Here is a 19,732-nt window from a genome sequence, read left to right on the forward strand (position 1 = left end):
TAAGATATGAAAGCAATGATAATTGATAGATATGGAAAAGTCCCAATGCGTATGGCAGAGGTACCTACTCCTGAAATTAATGAGTATGAAGTGCTCGCAGAAATTCATGCAGCTAGTATTAACCCAATTGATTTTAAAATACGTGATGGAAAAGTTAAAATGTTACTGAAATATGAAATGCCTCTAATCCTTGGGAATGACTTTTCCGGTGTCATCACGAAGGTTGGATCAAAAGTGACTCGTTTTAAAGTCGGTGATGAAATATATGCTCGTCCAAGAAAAAATAAGATTGGTACTTTCGCGGAGTATATAGCCATTCATGAAGATGATATTGCTTTAAAACCGAAAAATTTAAGTTTTGAGGAAGCTGCTTCGATTCCACTCGTTGGCTTAACATCATATCAAGCATTACATGACATCATGCAATTACAAAAAGGACAAAAGATTTTAATTCACGCCGGATCCGGTGGTGTTGGTACTTTCGCTATTCAGCTAGCAAAAATAATGGGTGCCATTGTTACAACGACTGCTAGTGAAGCTGGTGCGAATTTAGTAACGTCTCTTGGCGCAGATGAAATTATTAATTACAAAACAGAGAAATTTGAAGATATACTAAAAAATTATGATGCCGTATTTGATACAATCGGCGGTGCAACACTTGAAAAATCATTCAATATTATAAAAAGGGGAGGAAACATTGTTTCCGTTTCAGGCATGCCGAATGCTCGCTTCGGTAAAGAATTTGGTTCAGGATTCTTTAAAACTCTCTTATTTTCATTAGCCAGCAAAAAACTTACTGCACTTGAAAAAAAGCATAATGCTCAATATTCATTTTTATTTATGAAGCCAAGTGGGGGTCAATTACGTACTATTGCAAACTATATTGAAGCTGGTGAAATCAAACCGGTAATCGATCGAGTTTTCCCTTTTGAAGATGCGCAAAAAGCAATGGAATATTCCGAGGCTGGAAGAGCAAAAGGAAAAATAATTGTAAAAATTAAATAATAATAAAACCTCCATTTTCTTAAAATGGAGGTTTTAAATTTGCTGTTAAATAGACATAGTGCAATGAAGTCCTTACAATAGATTGCAAGGGGAAATATTATATTATACTTTTAGTTAACTTTACAAAGAATATATACGTACAAATACATAATTTAAAATACAAAAAGGAGGAGATACAATGACTAAAAATAATGAAACAGGTTGGAATTTAGATAATAGTTATACGACTTTACCACAATCATTTTATACAGAAATCCCCCCTACTCCCGTAAGTTCACCGGAGTTAGTTAAACTAAATCATTCATTAGCGATATCTCTTGGCTTAACCCCTGAAGAACTGAAAAAGGAAGCTGAAATTGCCATTTTCGCTGGCAATGGACTTCCAGAAGGAGCTCATCCATTAGCTCAAGCATATGCTGGTCATCAATTCGGACATTTTAATATGTTAGGCGACGGTCGTGCTCTTTTAATTGGCGAACAAATTACTCCTTCAGGTGAGCGTTTCGATATTCAACTGAAAGGTTCTGGCCCTACTCCCTATTCACGCCGAGGAGATGGCCGTGCTGCACTCGGTCCGATGCTACGTGAATATATTATTAGTGAAGCAATGTATGCACTTGATATTCCGACTACTCGCAGTTTAGCAGTTGTTACAACCGGGGAGCCAACATATCGTGAAACAAAATTACCTGGAGCAATTTTAACTAGAGTCGCTAGTAGTCATATACGGGTCGGTACATTTCAATATGCTGCAGCTCGTGGTTCAATAGAGGACCTGAAATCACTAGCTGACTATACGATAAAAAGGCATTATCCAGAAATTGAAGCTCATGAAAACCGATATACTGCATTACTACAAGAAGTCATTAAAAGACAAGCCAGTCTTATCGCAAAATGGCAACTTGTTGGATTTATTCACGGCGTAATGAACACTGACAATATAACAATCAGTGGCGAAACAATTGATTACGGTCCTTGTGCATTTATGGACAATTACGACCAAGGAACCGTATTTAGCTCTATTGACACACAAGGTCGTTATGCATATGGAAATCAACCATATATGGCCGCATGGGATCTAGCACGACTAGCTGAATCTTTAATACCAATTCTGCACGAAGATGAAGAAGAAGCATTAAAAATCGCTCAAGACGAAATTTCGAAATTTAGCGTACAGTATGAAAAACAGTGGTTCCTTGGAATGAAAAAGAAATTAGGACTATTTAGCAACGAAGAACAAGATCAATCACTTATTGAGCAACTTTTAAAAATGATGGAGAAATATAAAGCGGATTATACAAATACATTCCGTTCATTAACTCTTGATGCTATCGAAAATACAGCTCTATTTGAAAGTCCTGAATTTAAAGAATGGTACAAAATGTGGCAATCTCGATTAGAAAGACAAGAACAATCAAAAGAAAACGCCTACGAGATGATGAAAAATAATAACCCATCAATCATCCCGAGGAACCACCGTGTAGAAGAAGCACTAGAAGCAGCTGTTACAAATGAAGACTATAGCGTAATGGAGCAACTTCTTGAAGCTTTATCAAACCCTTATGCGTATTCTACAGATCAAGAAGAATACTGCATTCCGCCTGCACCGACGAATCGCCCTTATCGTACTTTTTGTGGGACTTGATTGTTTAATATGTAAAAAGGTGCGTTCATATAATTTGTGTGAACGCACCCTTTTTATATCCCCCCACTCAACTAAAACTTTAAAATACACATCCCCCGATGCCATTTCTTTAATCCAAAACAAATTCTACACTATTCCAATAGACTTACTCGTAAGCTTGTTAAACAAATATTGAGAAATATAAAACATCATTTCTAAATATTTTTATTTTTGATACTATATTTTATAAGAATATTCAAAAAGTGAGGGGATTTCATGAACGTTCAACTACAAGGTAATGAACAAATTACAAAATTATTTAATGACTGGTATAGAGCTATGTTACAGCATCAAACTACCCATGCAACAAAAATAAAAAAAGATATTGAAAATACCATCTCTAATTCAGAAGAAGATACAAACCTACAATTGTATTATTCACTTTTTAATTTCAGATACAAAATCTTAACAGATGGTTTAAATATTAATAAAGATGATTTTAATAAAATTGATTCTTTCCCACTTCCAGAGAATGGGCTATTTTCTTATTATTATCATTTTTTTAAGGCTATTCACAATACAATTATTGGAAACTACAATGCAGCAAAACACCTTTTCGAGAACGCTAAAAAGCTGCTAATACACGTATCTGACGAACTAGAGAATGCTGAATTTAACTACCGCTTAGCTGCCTATTATTATCAAACATATCAACCACTAGTAGCAATCCAATCTGCAAATGAAGCTAAAGCGATTTTTTCAAAACATATAAACTGTGAAATTAATGTTGCTTTGTGTGATAACATCTTTGGTTTATCTTGTATTGATTTAAAACAGTTTGAACAAGCTGAAATTAGACTTGATTCAGCATTAAATATTCTACAGAAGTATTCAGAGGAGACTTTATCATTAAGAGTACGACATAATTTAGCTTGGCTATATGCAAGTCAAAACCTTTCAGAGTTAGCAATGCGTCATATTTCAGAGGTTACAACTAAGCAACCAAATCACTTTAAAGCACTTTTTGTTGAAGCACGTGAATACTACAAGCTTGGAGAATATACCCAGGCTAAAGAACTTATAAAAAAAGGATTAAACATCTCAAATAAACTAGAAAACAAAGAGTTTCAATATCGTTTCATGATTTTAAGAGAACTAAATAATAAAACTTCTATAAATGATTTAGAAATGATAATTTTGGAAGGAATTTCTTACTTTAAAACAGAAAACCTTTGGGAATGTATACAAGAGTACACTGATGTTCTAGCAAATATGTTTTATGAAAAAGAAGACCATATAAAAGCTAGTCAATACTTTTACATGGCCAATCAAGCAAGAAAAAAACATGAAGAAAAGGGAGCTTTGATATAATGAAAAAGATTAAATTGAGCATCATTGGCTTAGCTGTTATTAGCATCACAACTCTTGGGTTAAGCTTCACCTCAGAAACACCGAAAACACAGTTAGGATATGTAGCATTAAACATTGGGGACACCCCTGCACCACAAAGACCTGACCTTGTTCAATCTATTGACGTAAGTAAAGACTACAACTCAACAACAACTGAAAAAGCACTTTAAAAAATGAAAGACCTTCAATTAAGAAGGTCTTTTTAAATACGCTTATTTAGAATATTTCCCTTTCATGTAGGCTTTATTTTCTCATCAACTCCGCAATCCTCTTACTCTCCTCACTACCAACTTTCTCAAGTTTCTCCACAACTAAATTCCGTCTCTCTACAGAATGATTTTGACTTAACTTCGCTTTTCCTTCTATTTTATTTATCTTTATTTTGAATCCAACTATTCCCTTACTTAATCCTCCCATATAATTTGGATCTACATCATTAAGTGAGTAGGTGCTCTCTGGATCTTCATATTTATTTACTAAATCTTGAAGAGAATCTACTAATGTCTTCTCATCTTCAACAATTTCTAATTCACCATATACATGCACTGCAACGTAATTCCATGTTGGTACTGCATTGTTTGTTTCATACCATGACGGAGAGATGTAACTATGTGGTCCTTGAAATATAGCTAGTACTTGCTGAGTCCCAATATCTTTCCACTGTTCATTCGGTCGTGCGAAGTGACCATGTAAAGTAAGGGTCTCCCTATTTAGCAACAACGGCAAGTGCGTTGCATATGGTTCTCCGTTATGTTGAGAAAATAATGTCGCAAAGCTATTTTGTTCCATTATTTCGTACTTCATCTCTTCATCTTGTATTGCGAAATATTTTGGTATGTACATAAGCTCCCTCTTTTCCGCTCTTTTCTATTTTATTTCCTATTATATTTAGTAACCGCATCAATCAACAGGGCCAGTTTATATTTGTTTTATAATGGCAGCTTTCTATTTCAAAACAATAGGCAGCATGTATTCCATGCTGCCTTAGTTTATTTTTTCTAATATATTTGTAATAAATACGGTCTTACCTTCAATATAACTAGATCGATTTTTCGACTCTCTTGCTAACTCTTCCTTCAAGTTTCCATACTTATTAGCTACTTCAGTATGTTCACGAAGGTAATCTCGAAACGCTATATGCCTTCTCAACTCTTCACTATTTTTATCACACACATATAAATGATGTTCCATCCAAACTGTATTTCCCTCGTTCCATGGAACGAACATATCCTTTCTTCCAAATGCCTCTCTTCCTTTAAAGCTCCATTCTAACTGATGATAGTACCCTATCTTCTCAAGTTTTTTTACTACCTCATGAAAAATTTCGTACTCTTCTATTACAACATCAATATCTAGTATTGGTTTTGATGCAAGCCCTTTAACAGATGTACTCCCAACATGTTCAATGGATAAAATGCTGTCTTCCATCACATCGTTAATGAGAGTTTGTAGCTTATTAAATTCACTTTCCCATTTGATGTTATATTCTTCGATAGTAATTCTCTGTTTCAACGTATCCCTCTCCTCAAAAGCAATTATAATCTTTGAATATGAGTATCCTTAAAATCCGTCTCATATTTCAATCCATATCCAAACATTCGATCCATTCCAATATGTGCTGTCCATATTAAGCCAATCATTATAACGGTATCTATCTTAAAATAGACACCTATTAGAACAATTAATATGGATATGATATATGTATGACATACGTTATATATTTTCGCACCAACGTGATTATTGATCCCATACGCTAACATGGATAAATCCGGCGCAAAAAGGAATACAAAAAATATAATCCAACTAAACTCATATATTGAATACATATAAATCGTGGCTAAAAATACAACCATTCCTTCAAAATGTACAATACGTTTTTGCATTATTTATCATTCCTATTTTTCTATATTTATTGATACATTTTCATCGCTGAAAGTGTTCTTTGCATTTTTTGACCAGATGGTTGCTAATATTGGCCCTACAATGTTATGCCATACTGCCGCTAATACACTTGGGAGTGCAGCAGCCGGTCCACAATGCAAAATACTTTCCAGCTATATTACTTATCGCTTCTAGTACTTTCATCCAATCAGCCCCTATCTTTTAATTGAAACACCTTATTCGGATTCAAAATATTTTGCGGATCAAGAGCTTTCTTTATTTTCTCCATTACAAATAATGCTGCCCCATGCTCTTCTTCTTGATACTTTCGTTTTCCGATTCCAACGCCATGTTCTCCTGTACACGTTCCTCCTCGTTTAAGAGCATACTGAACGATACTTTCATTTATTTCGTCTGCCTTCTTCACTTCCTCTTTATCATTTGTATCAATCATTAAGAGTACATGGAAATTCCCATCCCCAACATGACCGAGAATACCGCCAATAAGCCCTACTTTATCTAATACCTCTTTCGCATGTTGAATCGCTCCAGCTAATTCCGAAATTGGCACACATACGTCTGTACTCATTAGCTTTTTACCAGGATAACTATGCACGTAAGAGTACGCTAAGTTATGCCTTGCATCCCACAGTTTATTTCTCGCTGCTGTTTCCATCTCAAACGCAATTTCTATACATTTATGATCAAGAACGATTTCTTTCGTAAATTCAATATCTTGCTTTAACCCTGCTTCATTGCCGTGGAACTCTACAAACAGTGTCGGTTCTTCTCTGTAACTTGTTTCATTGTAATGATTTACTTGTTTCATAGATAATTCATCAACGAGTTCAATTCTCGCGATTGGAATACCTGCTTGTAATATGTTAATTACAGCTTCTACTGCATCATTTATAGTTGGAAACGATGCCCTCGCAGCCATAACATGTTCTGGTATACCGTATACTTTTAAAGTTAACTCCGTGAAACATCCAAGTGTTCCTTCTGAGCCTACGAAAATACCATTTAAATGATAACCTGATGATGACTTCGCCGCTAAATTCCCGGTATGTATTACTACTCCATCAGCAAGAACGACTTCTAAATCTCGAACTTGATCACGCATTACCCCATACTTTACCGCTGTCGTTCCGCTCGCATTTGTAGCAGCCATTCCTCCTAACGTTGCATCAGCTCCTGGGTCTACACTAAAAAACAATCCATACTTTTTCAATTCTTTATTAAGCTGAGAGCGCGTCACCCCTGGCTGTACTCTCACAAGAAAATCCTTTTCTCTTATTTCAAGTATTTTGTTCATAAGAGAAAAGTCCATTGTAATTCCTTTTTCGTAAGGGATTACATGTCCCTCTAAACTGGATCCTACTCCAAATGGAACGACAGCTGTTCCGTGCTGACTCGCTATTTTCATTATCGCGCTAACTTCTTCGGTTGTTTTTGGAAAAACAACTACATCAGGTAAACTACTACTATGGTAAGATTCATCTTTACTATGTAACTCTCGTACTGTCATATTTATTACTACTCGATCTTCAGGAAGTATGCCTTTTAATTCATTTACTACATGTTCAATTGTTATTTCCATAATCAACTCTCCTTTTTAATTTTAAAACAAGTATACCATCTTTATACTAAATAATTAGAAAAATAAGATTATTAAATCTGAACATACAAAAAAGAACCTGTAGCACACGCTACAAGTTCTTTTTTACTACATTTTAAACGATTTCTTTATTAACAACATAAACCAAATTAAAGTAACTGCCATCAACGAATGAGAAAACCCTACAATATAAGTTAACCCTTTAAAGTCAGCTCCATTTAACTGAAGAAGCCCTCTCGCTGCTAGCGAACCTAACATTAATGTTAATGCAATGTTATGTAAAACAAACCACTTATTAAACCCTTGCACTTCATGAAATGCGAATACTTTTGCTAATCCTAAAGCAATTAAAAAGAAGAAAAAGCCAAGTACAAGTGTATGTGTATGCAAAAGATTTAACAAAGTAGATCCTAAAATCCCTTTATACTTACCATACTCCCTAGCGAAAATCCCTGATAATAAACCGATAATCAAATACGTAAACGATGCATTATATAATTTCTTCATTATGTACCTCCTTGAGTAGAATGTGTAGTGTGTCATATTTAGTAATAATGATAGTTATATAGTAAAAACTCCTAGTCACCTAGGAGTCATTGTATAAGTATCTCACTCTTTACAATCAATCCTAATTATAAAATATCTCTCTATACAAAACAAACGAACTTTATGTGAACAAACACCCCCATTAAAATATGTTGCACTTTTGTTTTACACAATCCATACTAATTGTTATAACTTTTTAAAGGTGGTGTAATAATTGATAGTTCTTGAAACCGAACGTCTAAATCTTCGTTGGTTTGATATAAAAGACGCTTCTTTTATTCTTGAGTTAGTAAACGATCCTGCATGGATTCAGTTTATCGGTGACAAAGGGGTTAGAAACTTAGAAGATGCAAAAAATTATATTGTAAACGGTCCCATCGATATGTATAACAAACTCGGATTTGGCCTTTACTTAGTAGAACGAAAAGAAGATCTCACTCCACTTGGTATGTGTGGCCTTATTAAAAGAGATTCATTAGAAGACGTTGATATCGGATTTGCCTTTTTAGAAACATTCCGTTCAAAAGGATATGGCTACGAGTCAGCTTCTGCGATAATCGAATACGGTGTACAAAAGCTCGGCATGAAACGAATTGTAGCAATTACTTCTATAGATAACATTGCCTCAGGAAAGCTTTTAGAAAAAGTAGGATTACGATTTGAGAAAATCATTTCAGATTCAGGAGAAGATTTAAAATTATTTGGGTATAACGCATAGTAAAAAAGGTCGCCTTGAATGGCGACCTTTTTTACTACTTTACTGATCTCGTAATAATACTTTTAGTTACATTATAGTTTTGCAGTAATTCTTGTGATTACCACTATTCCTTTCATATCACATTTTTGGAAATTCATAGAAATAAAACTTTCACTTCTAAATAAATTATATTAATATATTAAATAAAGGAAGTGAAAATAAATGGGACAACCGCTATTTTTATTAGTTCTTCAATTCATTGCATTTATATTAATTATTTGTATCGTATATGGAATCTTGTACAATACCGTATTGAAATTAAATATGCCTAAATGGACTGCACATATAGTAGCTACGGTATTTTCACTTGGTATCGCCTATCAAGCTTTTATAAATTTCATTTGAATAACCTTTTTAGCAATTACTTCTATTGTTGATGCAGTAAAGCTTTTAGAAAAGCAGGATTGCAATTTGAGAAGATTATTTCAAAATCAGGAAACGTAGCCATTTTTTTATAAAGTCTGTCCTGCGCAAAATAGTGAAGACGTTATTTTCGCTGAAAATGTGTTTGCATAACAAGAAATGAATTTAATTGATCCTGCAAAAATTTTATTTTAAATCAAAGATATGTAAGAAAATAAGCACATCCTGTTAAAAAACAGATGTGCTTATTTTTTAATTTCTATGCATTTTTACGTTTCAAGAAAATAACTCCACCAACAATTAACAGTAATGCGCCTGCAACCATAGAGATCCAACTTGTAAGATTAGTACCTGTTTGCGGTAACCATCCAATTTTAGATTGAATTTCTTGCTTAGGTTGTGGTTGTTCTTTTACTTGCTCGTTAGGCTGCTCTGGTGTTGAAGTATTTTTATCTGAATTTGGCTGTTCTGGTTTAGGTTGTTCCGGCTTTGCCTCTTTAAATTTCACTGTTTGTCCCTTATCTTCAATTTCAGCGTGAATAGCTACTAATATATTATCTTGATACAGTTCTTCAAACACGACTACTTCTTTACCTTGTAATGCAGAAGCATTAAATGTGAAATCTAGTGTGATAGAACCATTCTTCTCTTTAGCAATAAACTTAGATTCTACTGTTACTTCTTTACCATCAACTAATAATGGCTTGTTTGTTGCTTTATCCATCAGTTTACCTTTTACAACATACTCTTTGCCCACGATTAAGTCTTTGTATTCCACTGTATCTTGGATTGTTACAGATTTAGAAGCGTCTAACTCTTTAGAACCATCAGCTTTGTTTGTTGCTGTCGTTTTTACTGATGGCTTAACGAACTTAACTGTTTGACCTTTATCATTGATATCAGCATGTGTCGTAACAACTTTTCCGTCTTTCAGTAACTCTTCGAATACTACTACTTCTTTTTCTTCTAAACCAGTTGCATCAAAAGTGAAATCTAGTGTAATAGAACCATTTGCTTCTTTTGGTGTAAACTTCGTTTCAGCAGTTACTTCTTTACCATTTACAACTAATGGTTTATTAGTCTCTTTATTCATTAATTTACCTTTTAAAGTGTACTCTTTACCTACTTGTAGGTCTTTGTATTCCACTTTATCTTGGATTGTTACAGACTTAGACGTGTGCATTTCTTTTGTACCATCTGTTTTATCAGTAGCTGTTGTTTTTATTGAAGGAATCTTTTCATCTTTGACAATGTGTTTAATGATTTGACCATTCTCTTTAATTTCAAAAGAGAACGTTTCTTCATTTAATACATAACCTTTTGGTGCAACAGTTTCTTTATATGTGTATTTTCCAAATGGTAATTTTTCAAATTTAGCGATTCCTTTATCGTCTGTTTTTCCTTTTACTACTTCTTTTCCTGCTTCGTTATAAATCGTAAATTCTGCATTTGGAAGCTTGTTATTTCCATCAGCTACATCTACCTTTGTAATTTCTAGATCACCTTTGATAAGATGATTAACTGCCAATAACTCAATAATCTTCCCATGTTCCTTTATTTCGAACATAATTTGTTCTTTAACAAGAACGTAACCATGTGGAGAAGCCTTTTCTACAAATGAATATTTACCATACGCTAAATCTTTGACGTTAATCTCACCATTTTTATCTGTCTTATATTCCCCAACTACTTTTCCGCTTGCATCTTTTAGCTCGAATGCTGCACCTTCTAATTTTTTACTAATATCTTCATTATCTACTTTTAGTAATTTTACACTACCTTTCACTTCGGTATTTTCCACTGTAAAAGTAAGTGTTTTATTGTGCTCTTTAATTTCAAAAGGATACTTTGTTTTATTTCCAATATATCCATTAGGTGTTTTTGTCTCTAAGAAATAATATTTACCATACGTAAGACCTTCAACGTTTGCAATTCCATTTTCTTTTGTTACTACTTTTTTCACTTCTTTTCCATCTTCAGTGAAGACTGTGAATTCAACATTTGGTAAAATCTTTCCTGAATCACTAAGCTTTTTAATTTCGATGTTACCTTTTACTTTGTTATTTACTATTTGGACAGCTCCTGTTTCTCCTGTCTTAACTTCAATAGTTTGTGGTTTATCATCTGAAACATAGCCTGTTGGTGCTTTAATTTCTTTTAATGTGTAAGTACCAATTGGTAAGTTGTTTAATTCTGCCATACCATCAGCACCAGTCGTGATTTTTCCGACTGATTCATTATTTACATTAAAGACCTCAAATACTGCACCAGCTAAAACTTCTCCATTTTCTCCAACCTTTTTAATTTTTAAAGAACCAGCTGCTTCCCAATTTACTGCAAGATCACTACTAAGCTTTTCTTCATTTCTTTCTAATAGTACTGTAGCGTTCTGAACAGTATCCGTACCACGGTAAGCAATTGCTTGAACTTTAGTTAAATTAGCAGCAACACTTAAATTAAATTCACCCGTTTTTGTATTCTTAGGAATTTGGATACGAAATTTTTCTCCAACTGAAAGCTGATCTTTCACTTCTCCATTTTCACTAACAATTCTAACTCCATTAGGTGCATTTTTCGCTACTACCTTATAAGAACCACTCTTAGCATTTGTTTGTACTGAATATAGATTTGTTTCGAAGAATTCACCCTTTAATTCTGCTTTTTGCTTTTCAGCAGGAATCACATTCATAAAAACATCTTGAGTCTCTTCACTATTATTAGCATTACTAATAATAGCCTTAGCTGCTTTTTCAACATTTTTATTCTCATGTTTTAATTCATTTACATCGAGTTGACCTAATGCATTCCAAACCGCAAGTTGCGTTGCATAATGCGCTTCATTTTTATTAGCTACTCCCAGCTGTTCAGCACTTTTTTGCGGGAAACCATTTAATAAGACTCTATATACTACATTATCTGTTTTCCCCATTTCAGGAAGATCTTCACCATTTGGTGATTTTAATCCAAGGGTTAAGCAATAAGCAATTTGACCACTTGAATTTTTAATCATTTCAGTGCGAATGTACTTACCTAGACTATTACTATAACTCCAGTCCATTGAATATTTCTCATGCGTCATAACCTCTGCACTAGCCCTAGGTAAAAATACATTAAGGAATAATGCCAGTACTGATAATAATGTAAAAACTCTTATAATGACTCTCTTACCCAATTTTGTAACCTCCCTAGAATAAATTAATCCGAGTATATATCGCAATATCTAAAACATTCACGATCGACCCATTTATCATTATAAAACAATAAATTACAAATATTAAATAATTTTAATAAAATAGTCAAAAAATTTACACATTTTATTATTTATCAAGTTTTTTAACGAATTTACTATATACAAATTCTAAAACACGTCTACAATTTAAAAGACAAATATGTATGTTAAATATATAAATAGCAATTCCTTTACTCCAGTTATTAAGCTTTCCCCATATAATTTAGCGGAATGTTACATCATCTTTATTTTAATATGTTTTATAGTAGACATTCTCTAGTTGACACAATCTAGTAGGTTAGCAATGGGAATATCAAAATATATTTATAATTATTTTCTGTTTAATAGCAAAAAACGAACACCCTCTCCCAATTAGATAAGGTGCTCGTTTTCATTTTTATCGGTAATTCTCAATTCAATTTAGCTTCTTTCCAATAAGTAAAGATTAAATTAACTTAAAAACAAAGCGTTTTAAATTTAATTCATAGATCTTACTGAAACTTGGAATTGCCCCTTAGAACCATCATCATTTGAAACGTAAATTTTATATGTTCCATTCGGTAATGGAGATAAAGCATTCCGTACATTTGTAACATTAATTTGTTGTTCTCCAGGTTTTATATAACCACCAACAATTAGCTCTGTATTTGGACCTTTTACACTATATCCCATTGTATTTTGACCATTATTTTTCATAGAGAAGCTTAAGTCAGTACTCCCATCATATACGAAAGAAGTTACAGCCTCACCACTATAATCCATTGTTTGGGTTAATAATAAGTCTGCAGAAACATGTTCAACTACATGAATTGGATCATTCGTTTTGTGTACTTCTTCAGCATAAGTATTATTCCCTAACACACCAAGTGTTAATGCTGAAACTACTCCACAACTAAGCACTAGTTTATTTAACTTCATTTTAAGTTCCCCCTTGATGTTTGTATTCTATTACCATCATACATCCTTTTTTAAGTGCGTTTTTATGTAATAATTCATATCTATAAACCTATATATATTAACTTTCCGCCTTAATAGTTATTGAGAAAGCCACATAGATAAAGCTACAATATTACACTTCATAAAAAACATGTAAATTTTAAAGTCTTTTTCTAGCAACAGAAAAAGGAACTGGGCTTGGTACTATGATTGCTTATAGTATTATTAGAGAATTAAACGGAGATATAGAAATAGAGAGTGAATTAGGTAAAGGGACACGCTTTTCTATTAGTATCCCTTGCTAATGTGATAACAATTTTCTGTTTAGTTAATTACATAAATGAATTTTAAGAATCCCGCTAGCTAGCTTACTTATTAATTATCTTAAATTCATATGCGTTAATTAAATATAATAAGGATCAGAGCTTATCTATTGTTACAGATACACTCTGATCCTTTAGTTTAACTACATTAAACGCACTTAATATTTATAACTTTTCTTACATCGTGATGAAATACTAGTTCATCGATTTTATCTCATTTACTGATTAGATTTGTTTAATGTAAATATAATATCTCGCGATACTTAATTTGTTATTATCATTAGGGACATTTCCTGCAGTTGTTTTTTCATTAAAGTACAGACCTTGTGCCATTCATTGAAAAAGACAACTCCCTTTTTACTACTTCACTTCCACCGTATAATTCCCTGTTCCACCACCATACTGATACACATGTAAATAATACTTCCCTGGATATGTGTAGTAACTACCTACTAGTTTATTCCCTTGTTGCTGAGCATACGTAACATAATTATTTAAATCTGCTGCAGAATAAAGTACCCAGTTCATTCCGATATTATTTTCATTCGTTACGTTAATTTGAAGGTTTTTAGCATTCTCCACATTAATTTCAAAGAAGTCACTTGTATCGCCATTTCCTAAACTAGCACGTAAAACTTGATTTAACTGCAGTTTGTTTGCTGTTTGGAATGAGTTATTCGGTTCTTTTTCTACACTGTTATCTTCTTTCTTTTGAACAGTTACAGTCGCTGTAGCAGTATTAGTTGCTCCTTTATCGTCTGTTACCGTTAATTTCGTCGTATACGTTCCTTCTTTTGTATATACGTGAGTTGGATTTTGCTCATTACTTACTGCTCCATCACCAAACTCCCATCTATACAAAGTAATTTTCCCGTCTTCATCTTTTGATCCGTCGCTTTTAAATGAAATTGCTTCATTTACATTTCCACTATACGGACCATTTATAACTGCAACTGGTGCTTTATTCTCTGCACCTTCTTCTGTATTAATACCGTGAAACACAACATCATATTCAAATTGTCCTGATGCATTCACGCGATAATTTACGAAGTATGCTGTTACTGTTTTATAGCCTGTCCATTCCTTTACACTTAAACGTTTTAACGTATCATTAACGTTTTGTGTAATTGTTTTCCAATCTTCGTATTCTCCTTTTGCTGCAGTTCCTGTATATGTTCCTTGTAGTGTGAATGTATTAAAGAACTGTGATTTATTTTTCTTCACTGATACATTTTTCAATTTTGCTTCCGCTGTTATTTCTGCTGCAATATCTGAAACTGGCTTCGATGCATGATTCGCTAAATAATCGTCTGATACTAATGGCACATTATACTTCTCACGATTATCAACTAGCATTTGCATATAGTCTTGATATTCTTTATTTAAATTCGCATCTTTACTTAATGTAGAGCGATATGCATCATATGCTGTTACATCATTTTTCCTAATAAGATCATGTATTTTATCGAACATATCATATCTCTTATTGTACATATACGATTGTAAAGCAAAGGAATAATTATAGAAATCCCACGTTCCATACTTTGCATTTAACGTTCGCTCTGCCGTATAACGCTCTGCTGGATTTGAAGATAATCCTCCTATAATACTCTTTCTCGGTACAACATTATCCGTTCTCGTTGCCCCTGCAAAAAATTCAGCATTTCCTTCTTCAAACCAAGATAATCTTTCATTTTCATATATTTTTCCTTGTCCCCATAATCCTGGTACTTCATATCTACCTTGTAAATAATGCGTGAACTCGTGCCGGAATAATTCTTCTAAACTATAAATACTTTCTTCTGGCGTACGCTCATAAGTAAAGAACGTACCTGTTCCTTCTATATAAAGACCACCGTTATTCGTTTCATAACCGTACAATTGACGATTAAATTGATATTCTGCTGGGCTATTATAAATAACCATCGTTAGTACATCATCAGGATTTCCATTTTCTAAAGGTTGATCACTTTCAACCGTACGATGGAATTGTGCCTTCACTTCTTTTGCCGCCCAATATAAACGTTTTACTTTTTCTTCTGTCACTTTATCTCCAGCTTTTAAAACAATTGCCCCATCATCAAACGTATACGTTTTTGGCAAATATTTTTTCTTTCCATCTTCTCTTATTTGATCTAAATTCACCACTTTACCATTTGCATCTTTTCCGCCATAATTCGTTGCGATTTGCTCAGCAGCTACGAAATATTGCTCCCCTAAATACGGATAAATTTTCATCGCATCTGTTACAACTTGTAACCCTTTCGTTCCTGTACTATGGAATGTACCAAGTCTACCTGTATAATAAATGCCATTATTAATAAGCCAACCGTTTTTTGCTGTAATCGTTCCCATTAATGCAAAACGACTTAGTTCATTAATATAACTATCTATTTTCTGATACCATACTGTATCTTTCGGAGCTTTCCTCGTATCGTACAAATACGATTGAATGTCGTAATCAACACCTTGCATAATATCGTAAATAGCATTTCCAGCTGAAAGATTATCTACTAATGTAGAAAAATTATCATTATATTGTTTGAAAATTTTTGCAGCTGATGTTATCGTTTCCACATCACTCGAAGCGTTTCCTATTAACTTTCCGTATGATGATACCACTCTATTTTGCTCTAATGTACCCAGCTTGAAATTTGAATTGTTAGCTATCGCTTTTAATGCAGGTAAGCATTTATCATGATAACTCCGTTCATTTAATTTACTAAGTTCCGAATTATAAAATCCTAAATAAAATCCTGAACGCAATACCTCCACTAATGTCTCAATCCCTTTTGAATCATCCTTCGTATAGGCTTGTCCTTGCTGCTTCAATTTATCAATAATCGCCTGCATCCTACTATCATTTTGATAGAATGCTAGACTGTCTGTATTAAACTGAAATAGCCCCGTAATTTGCTCCCAATCAATTGTTACAAGTAAATCTACTAACTGCTGATTGCTTAATTGATTTAATTCAGCAATTGTATAAGTTTTCGCTACAGCTAATTGCTTACTTTCTTTTTTCACCTCAGGTGGTCTTTGTGATAAATCGGCAAATTGTAACCTTTTCTCAAAAGACTTGCTTTCGAGCACTTTCGATGAATGAGCTAATTCTTGTACTGGTAGTTGTACACCGACTGGCTCCATTTTGAGCACATTTCGATAAGAAACTTGCTCTCCCTTAGTATCTTCTGCCAAACTGACCCCTTGAAAACTCCCTAACATTAAACTAGCAAAACTTACCCCTACTAACATGTTCTTTGAATAGCCTTTCATGCTCTCCCCTACCTTACATTTTTAGTGTCCCGCTCCATTATTTTACTATTTTCGCTTTTTGTCCTGTATTGAGAAAAAATAAGGTAACGTTCACACATGTATCCATTCCATGTAAAATTAACGCTTGACTTTCCGTGCATTTTATATCAAAAAAGATAGATAATAGCAAAATTTCTGCTACATCTATCCTCGTTTTCAACACTATGATTTTAACTTTATAAACGTAACTTCCGGTAATGTTTGCATATGCTGAATAAACTCATTCTTTTCTTCTGACGATATATTTTTCAGCTGCATTCCTACCTTATAAACAGTTTCTGTACCTTGCTGTGAAGCTTCCACCTCATATGAGAGTATTGGGATGCCTTTCACTTGTAGTGTTTCTAATATTTGTTGTATCGCTTCATGTTTATTTACAAACATTTGCACTGTTATATTTTGTGGAAATAGAAATTGCACCTTAAAAATACGACTTACAATTTCTAAACCAATTAAAACGAGAATCGTCGCTCCAATGCCTACTACATACATTCCCGCTCCAATTGCTAATCCTATACCGGCAGTAGCCCATAAACCAGCCGCGGTCGTTAATCCTTTCACCGCCTGCTTTTGAATAATAATTGTGCCTGCACCTAAAAAACCAACTCCACTAACGACTTGTGCTGCAATACGACTTGGGTCTAGAGACATATGCTCTTCAAACACAATATCTGAAAAGGCATATTTCGAAACAACCATTATTAACGCACTTCCTACCGCTACGAGGAAATGAGTCTTTAATCCAGCTTCTTTCGATCGAATTTCTCTTTCAATGCCAATCATTGCTCCTAACAAGCCAGCAACACCGATTCGTATAATAAAATCAAAATCTACACTCACGGGCACTTCCCCCTTTCATTCATTATAGATAGATAAAACAAAAAATATCACAAACATCCATTTATCAACATGAAGGAATACCACTAAAATACACTTAATACTCCGGTCGTTTTATGTTAATATTTAAAATATTAACATAAAATAAATAACTTCTAATTTTAAACCTTCACTAATTTTCTAAAAAATAAAAGGTGAATTACATGAAATTAGGTTGAGAAACTTCAGAAAACGCTTTCATTTTGTATCATAATTTTTTATAAATACTACATAAACAAAGGAGCTTACTAACAATGAACGTCTCGTTACTTACACCTACTACTGATTTACAAGAAGAATACTTAGATTTCTATAACGAATGGAAAGATAGCGGTGAAACAATGATCCCGTGGGTTATCTCAAAAAATCCTGCCAACTTCCCAGCTATGGTTCAAGAACTTCTCGATGCGCATAACGGAATAAATATCCCTGAAACTTGGGTACCAGACTCTACATATTGGCTTGTTACAGATGAAAATAAAATTGTGGGAGCTGTTAATATACGTCATAGTTTAACCGAACACTTATTTAACGCTGGCGGTCATATTGGTTATGGCATTCGCCCTTCTGAAAGAAGAAAAGGTTATGCTACGAAGTTACTAGCATTATCATTAGAAAAAACGAAGGAATTAGACATCACGAAAGTACTTGTCGTTTGCGACGCAGTGAATACCGCTTCTGAAAAAACGATTTTACATAACGGCGGGCTTCGTGATGATGATTTCACTGAGGAAGATGGGAATGTAGTAAGAAGATATTGGATTGAGCTATGAATGATCACAAATAAGCGAGAAAGTGATTATACACTTTCTCGCTTATTTTACACTGCTTCTATTTCAAACTGCACTGTAATACCACTTGGATCTACCACCACAAACCCATTTGTAGTTTCATTTATTTCATGTTGTTTTTCTATTAATCTTTCTTTCACTTCATCTAACGCTTCTTTATACGGTAGTACAATCGTATACACCTTTAGCCCAGTTGCATGTACTGGTGGGTGTGGATTGTTTACTCCGTTCCACGTATTTGCACCAATATGGTGATGATATCCCCCTGCTGAAATAAATAAGCAATCCTCTTCACGCTGTTGTACTTCAAAACCTACTGTTTCCACATAAAATTCATGTGATTTCTCTACATCAGCTATTCGTAAATGTACGTGCCCAACGACAGTATTAGCAGGCAAACCATCAAACTCATAATCAACGAATGTTGCCAATTCTTTTAAATCAAGTGGTGTACTTCCTCCTGGCCCTTCTCCCCATCGATCGCGCGGACGGTCTGCATAAATTTCAATACCATTCCCCTCTAAATCTTGCAAATAAAAAGCTTCGCTATATGTATGATCACTTGCACTATTAAACCTTGAAATTGGTAAAATTTCATTTGAATATGTATAACGCCCTTCTTGCTCAGCCGGGCTGTCAATTACATTCTTATTACGAAGAACCCCAAATAGCGCAGAAGCAAAAGCTTCACGAGTCGGAACTAAAAAGGCTACATGATATATACCAGTCGTACGCGGTTCTTGCAGTACCCCGTCCTCTAACTTTTCAAGAACAAGTAACGCATTCTTTCCACCTTTTCCAGATAAATATGCTTTATTCCCCTCTTGCTTAATTACCTCTAATCCTACAACATTCTCATAAAAAGCAATTTGACGCTCTAAATCTTTCACTTTAAATTCAACATGACCAATACGTGTTTTCGGATGAATTTTTACCATGAATAACTTCATCTCCTTATCCCTATATTTTCCCATTACATATAACCGTTACTATGAAGGATACAACTAAAATCATCCTATGTAAATAAGAAAAGTCAGAATTTACATACATTTTTATTT

General features: G+C 33.8%; 17 protein-coding genes and 2 pseudogenes. 8 read left to right on the forward strand and 11 right to left on the reverse strand.

The genetic code is table 11. The features are described 5' to 3' along the window. Positions 1-6 precede the first annotated feature (6 nt). From ACX9TM_RS17685 to ACX9TM_RS17700, 4 genes are all read left to right on the forward strand, one after another. Complete coding sequence (locus ACX9TM_RS17685) at positions 7-1,005, forward strand: NADP-dependent oxidoreductase (RefSeq protein WP_063220831.1); 999 nt, start codon at positions 7-9, stop codon at positions 1,003-1,005. A gap of 178 nt (positions 1,006-1,183) precedes the next feature. Beyond that, a complete protein-coding gene (locus tag ACX9TM_RS17690) occupies positions 1,184-2,650 on the forward strand; it encodes a protein adenylyltransferase SelO (protein WP_063220830.1) in 1,467 nt (488 codons plus the stop codon). Positions 2,651-2,905: 255 nt separating this feature from the next. Then, positions 2,906-4,000 carry a response regulator aspartate phosphatase gene (locus tag ACX9TM_RS17695; RefSeq protein WP_016125000.1) on the forward strand — a complete coding sequence of 365 codons (1,095 nt, stop codon included), beginning with the start codon at positions 2,906-2,908 and terminating at the stop codon, positions 3,998-4,000. Continuing rightward, on the forward strand, positions 4,000-4,209 hold the full coding sequence (locus ACX9TM_RS17700; RefSeq protein WP_000721430.1) for a hypothetical protein: 210 nt from the start codon (positions 4,000-4,002) through the stop codon (positions 4,207-4,209). Before ACX9TM_RS17695 ends, ACX9TM_RS17700 begins: the two co-directional genes overlap by 1 nt. Positions 4,210-4,282: 73 nt before the next feature. On the opposite strand, the gene ACX9TM_RS17705 is transcribed toward ACX9TM_RS17700, so the two are convergent. The 6 genes and pseudogenes from ACX9TM_RS17705 to ACX9TM_RS17730 all read right to left on the reverse strand — a co-directional run bounded on the left by ACX9TM_RS17705 (position 4,283) and on the right by ACX9TM_RS17730 (position 8,045). Then, positions 4,283-4,882 carry an FMN-binding negative transcriptional regulator gene (locus ACX9TM_RS17705; protein ID WP_000275796.1) on the reverse strand — a complete coding sequence of 200 codons (600 nt, stop codon included), beginning with the start codon at positions 4,880-4,882 and terminating at the stop codon, positions 4,283-4,285. Between the two features lie 141 nt (positions 4,883-5,023). Continuing rightward, entirely contained in the window at positions 5,024-5,551 is a 528-nt protein-coding gene (locus ACX9TM_RS17710) for a GrpB family protein (RefSeq protein ID WP_059303544.1), read from the reverse strand. Between the two features lie 23 nt (positions 5,552-5,574). Beyond that, positions 5,575-5,922: a DUF4260 domain-containing protein gene (locus ACX9TM_RS17715; RefSeq protein ID WP_001172060.1), complete on the reverse strand. Its 348-nt coding sequence runs from the start codon at positions 5,920-5,922 to the stop codon at positions 5,575-5,577. A gap of 12 nt (positions 5,923-5,934) precedes the next feature. After that, positions 5,935-6,078 (reverse strand): annotated as a pseudogene (locus ACX9TM_RS17720) (bile acid:sodium symporter family protein); the annotation flags it as partial. A 50-nt stretch (positions 6,079-6,128) separates the two neighbouring features. Next, positions 6,129-7,520 carry an FAD-binding oxidoreductase gene (locus tag ACX9TM_RS17725; protein WP_000406573.1) on the reverse strand — a complete coding sequence of 464 codons (1,392 nt, stop codon included), beginning with the start codon at positions 7,518-7,520 and terminating at the stop codon, positions 6,129-6,131. A 126-nt stretch (positions 7,521-7,646) separates the two neighbouring features. Further along, on the reverse strand, positions 7,647-8,045 hold the full coding sequence (locus ACX9TM_RS17730) for a DUF2871 family protein (RefSeq protein WP_000737896.1): 399 nt from the start codon (positions 8,043-8,045) through the stop codon (positions 7,647-7,649). Positions 8,046-8,298: 253 nt separating this feature from the next. Between ACX9TM_RS17730 and ACX9TM_RS17735 the strand changes: the two genes are divergently transcribed. Continuing rightward, positions 8,299-8,802, forward strand: a complete 504-nt coding sequence (locus ACX9TM_RS17735) for a GNAT family N-acetyltransferase (RefSeq protein WP_000636213.1) — start codon at positions 8,299-8,301, stop codon at positions 8,800-8,802. A gap of 201 nt (positions 8,803-9,003) precedes the next feature. Beyond that, positions 9,004-9,186, forward strand: coding sequence for a hypothetical protein (locus tag ACX9TM_RS17740; protein ID WP_000531430.1), 183 nt, complete (start codon positions 9,004-9,006; stop codon positions 9,184-9,186). 277 nt (positions 9,187-9,463) lie between these two features. Here the strand turns inward: ACX9TM_RS17740 and ACX9TM_RS17745 are convergent, their stop codons facing one another. After that, positions 9,464-12,376, reverse strand: a complete 2,913-nt coding sequence (locus tag ACX9TM_RS17745; protein ID WP_065382376.1) for a VaFE repeat-containing surface-anchored protein — start codon at positions 12,374-12,376, stop codon at positions 9,464-9,466. A gap of 534 nt (positions 12,377-12,910) precedes the next feature. Further along, complete coding sequence (locus tag ACX9TM_RS17750) at positions 12,911-13,351, reverse strand: hypothetical protein (protein WP_000773522.1); 441 nt, start codon at positions 13,349-13,351, stop codon at positions 12,911-12,913. Between the two features lie 188 nt (positions 13,352-13,539). On the opposite strand from ACX9TM_RS17750, the pseudogene ACX9TM_RS17755 reads away from it, so the two are divergent. Beyond that, positions 13,540-13,674: pseudogene (locus ACX9TM_RS17755) on the forward strand (ATP-binding protein); the annotation flags it as partial. Between the two features lie 378 nt (positions 13,675-14,052). Here the strand turns inward: ACX9TM_RS17755 and colA are convergent. Both colA and ACX9TM_RS17765 read right to left on the reverse strand, forming a co-directional pair. Then, positions 14,053-16,968 carry a collagenase ColA gene (gene colA, locus ACX9TM_RS17760; protein WP_072770238.1) on the reverse strand — a complete coding sequence of 972 codons (2,916 nt, stop codon included), beginning with the start codon at positions 16,966-16,968 and terminating at the stop codon, positions 14,053-14,055. Positions 16,969-17,169: 201 nt separating this feature from the next. Then, positions 17,170-17,847 carry an MgtC/SapB family protein gene (locus ACX9TM_RS17765; RefSeq protein ID WP_000109719.1) on the reverse strand — a complete coding sequence of 226 codons (678 nt, stop codon included), beginning with the start codon at positions 17,845-17,847 and terminating at the stop codon, positions 17,170-17,172. Positions 17,848-18,137: 290 nt separating this feature from the next. On the opposite strand from ACX9TM_RS17765, the gene ACX9TM_RS17770 reads away from it, so the two are divergent. Beyond that, on the forward strand, positions 18,138-18,656 hold the full coding sequence (locus tag ACX9TM_RS17770) for a GNAT family N-acetyltransferase (protein WP_001103118.1): 519 nt from the start codon (positions 18,138-18,140) through the stop codon (positions 18,654-18,656). A gap of 47 nt (positions 18,657-18,703) precedes the next feature. Here the strand turns inward: ACX9TM_RS17770 and ACX9TM_RS17775 are convergent, their stop codons facing one another. Then, positions 18,704-19,648: a VOC family protein gene (locus ACX9TM_RS17775; RefSeq protein ID WP_139256967.1), complete on the reverse strand. Its 945-nt coding sequence runs from the start codon at positions 19,646-19,648 to the stop codon at positions 18,704-18,706. Positions 19,649-19,732: the final 84 nt, after the last annotated feature.

The sequence above is a fragment of the Bacillus sp. LH1 genome, from assembly GCF_057924895.1.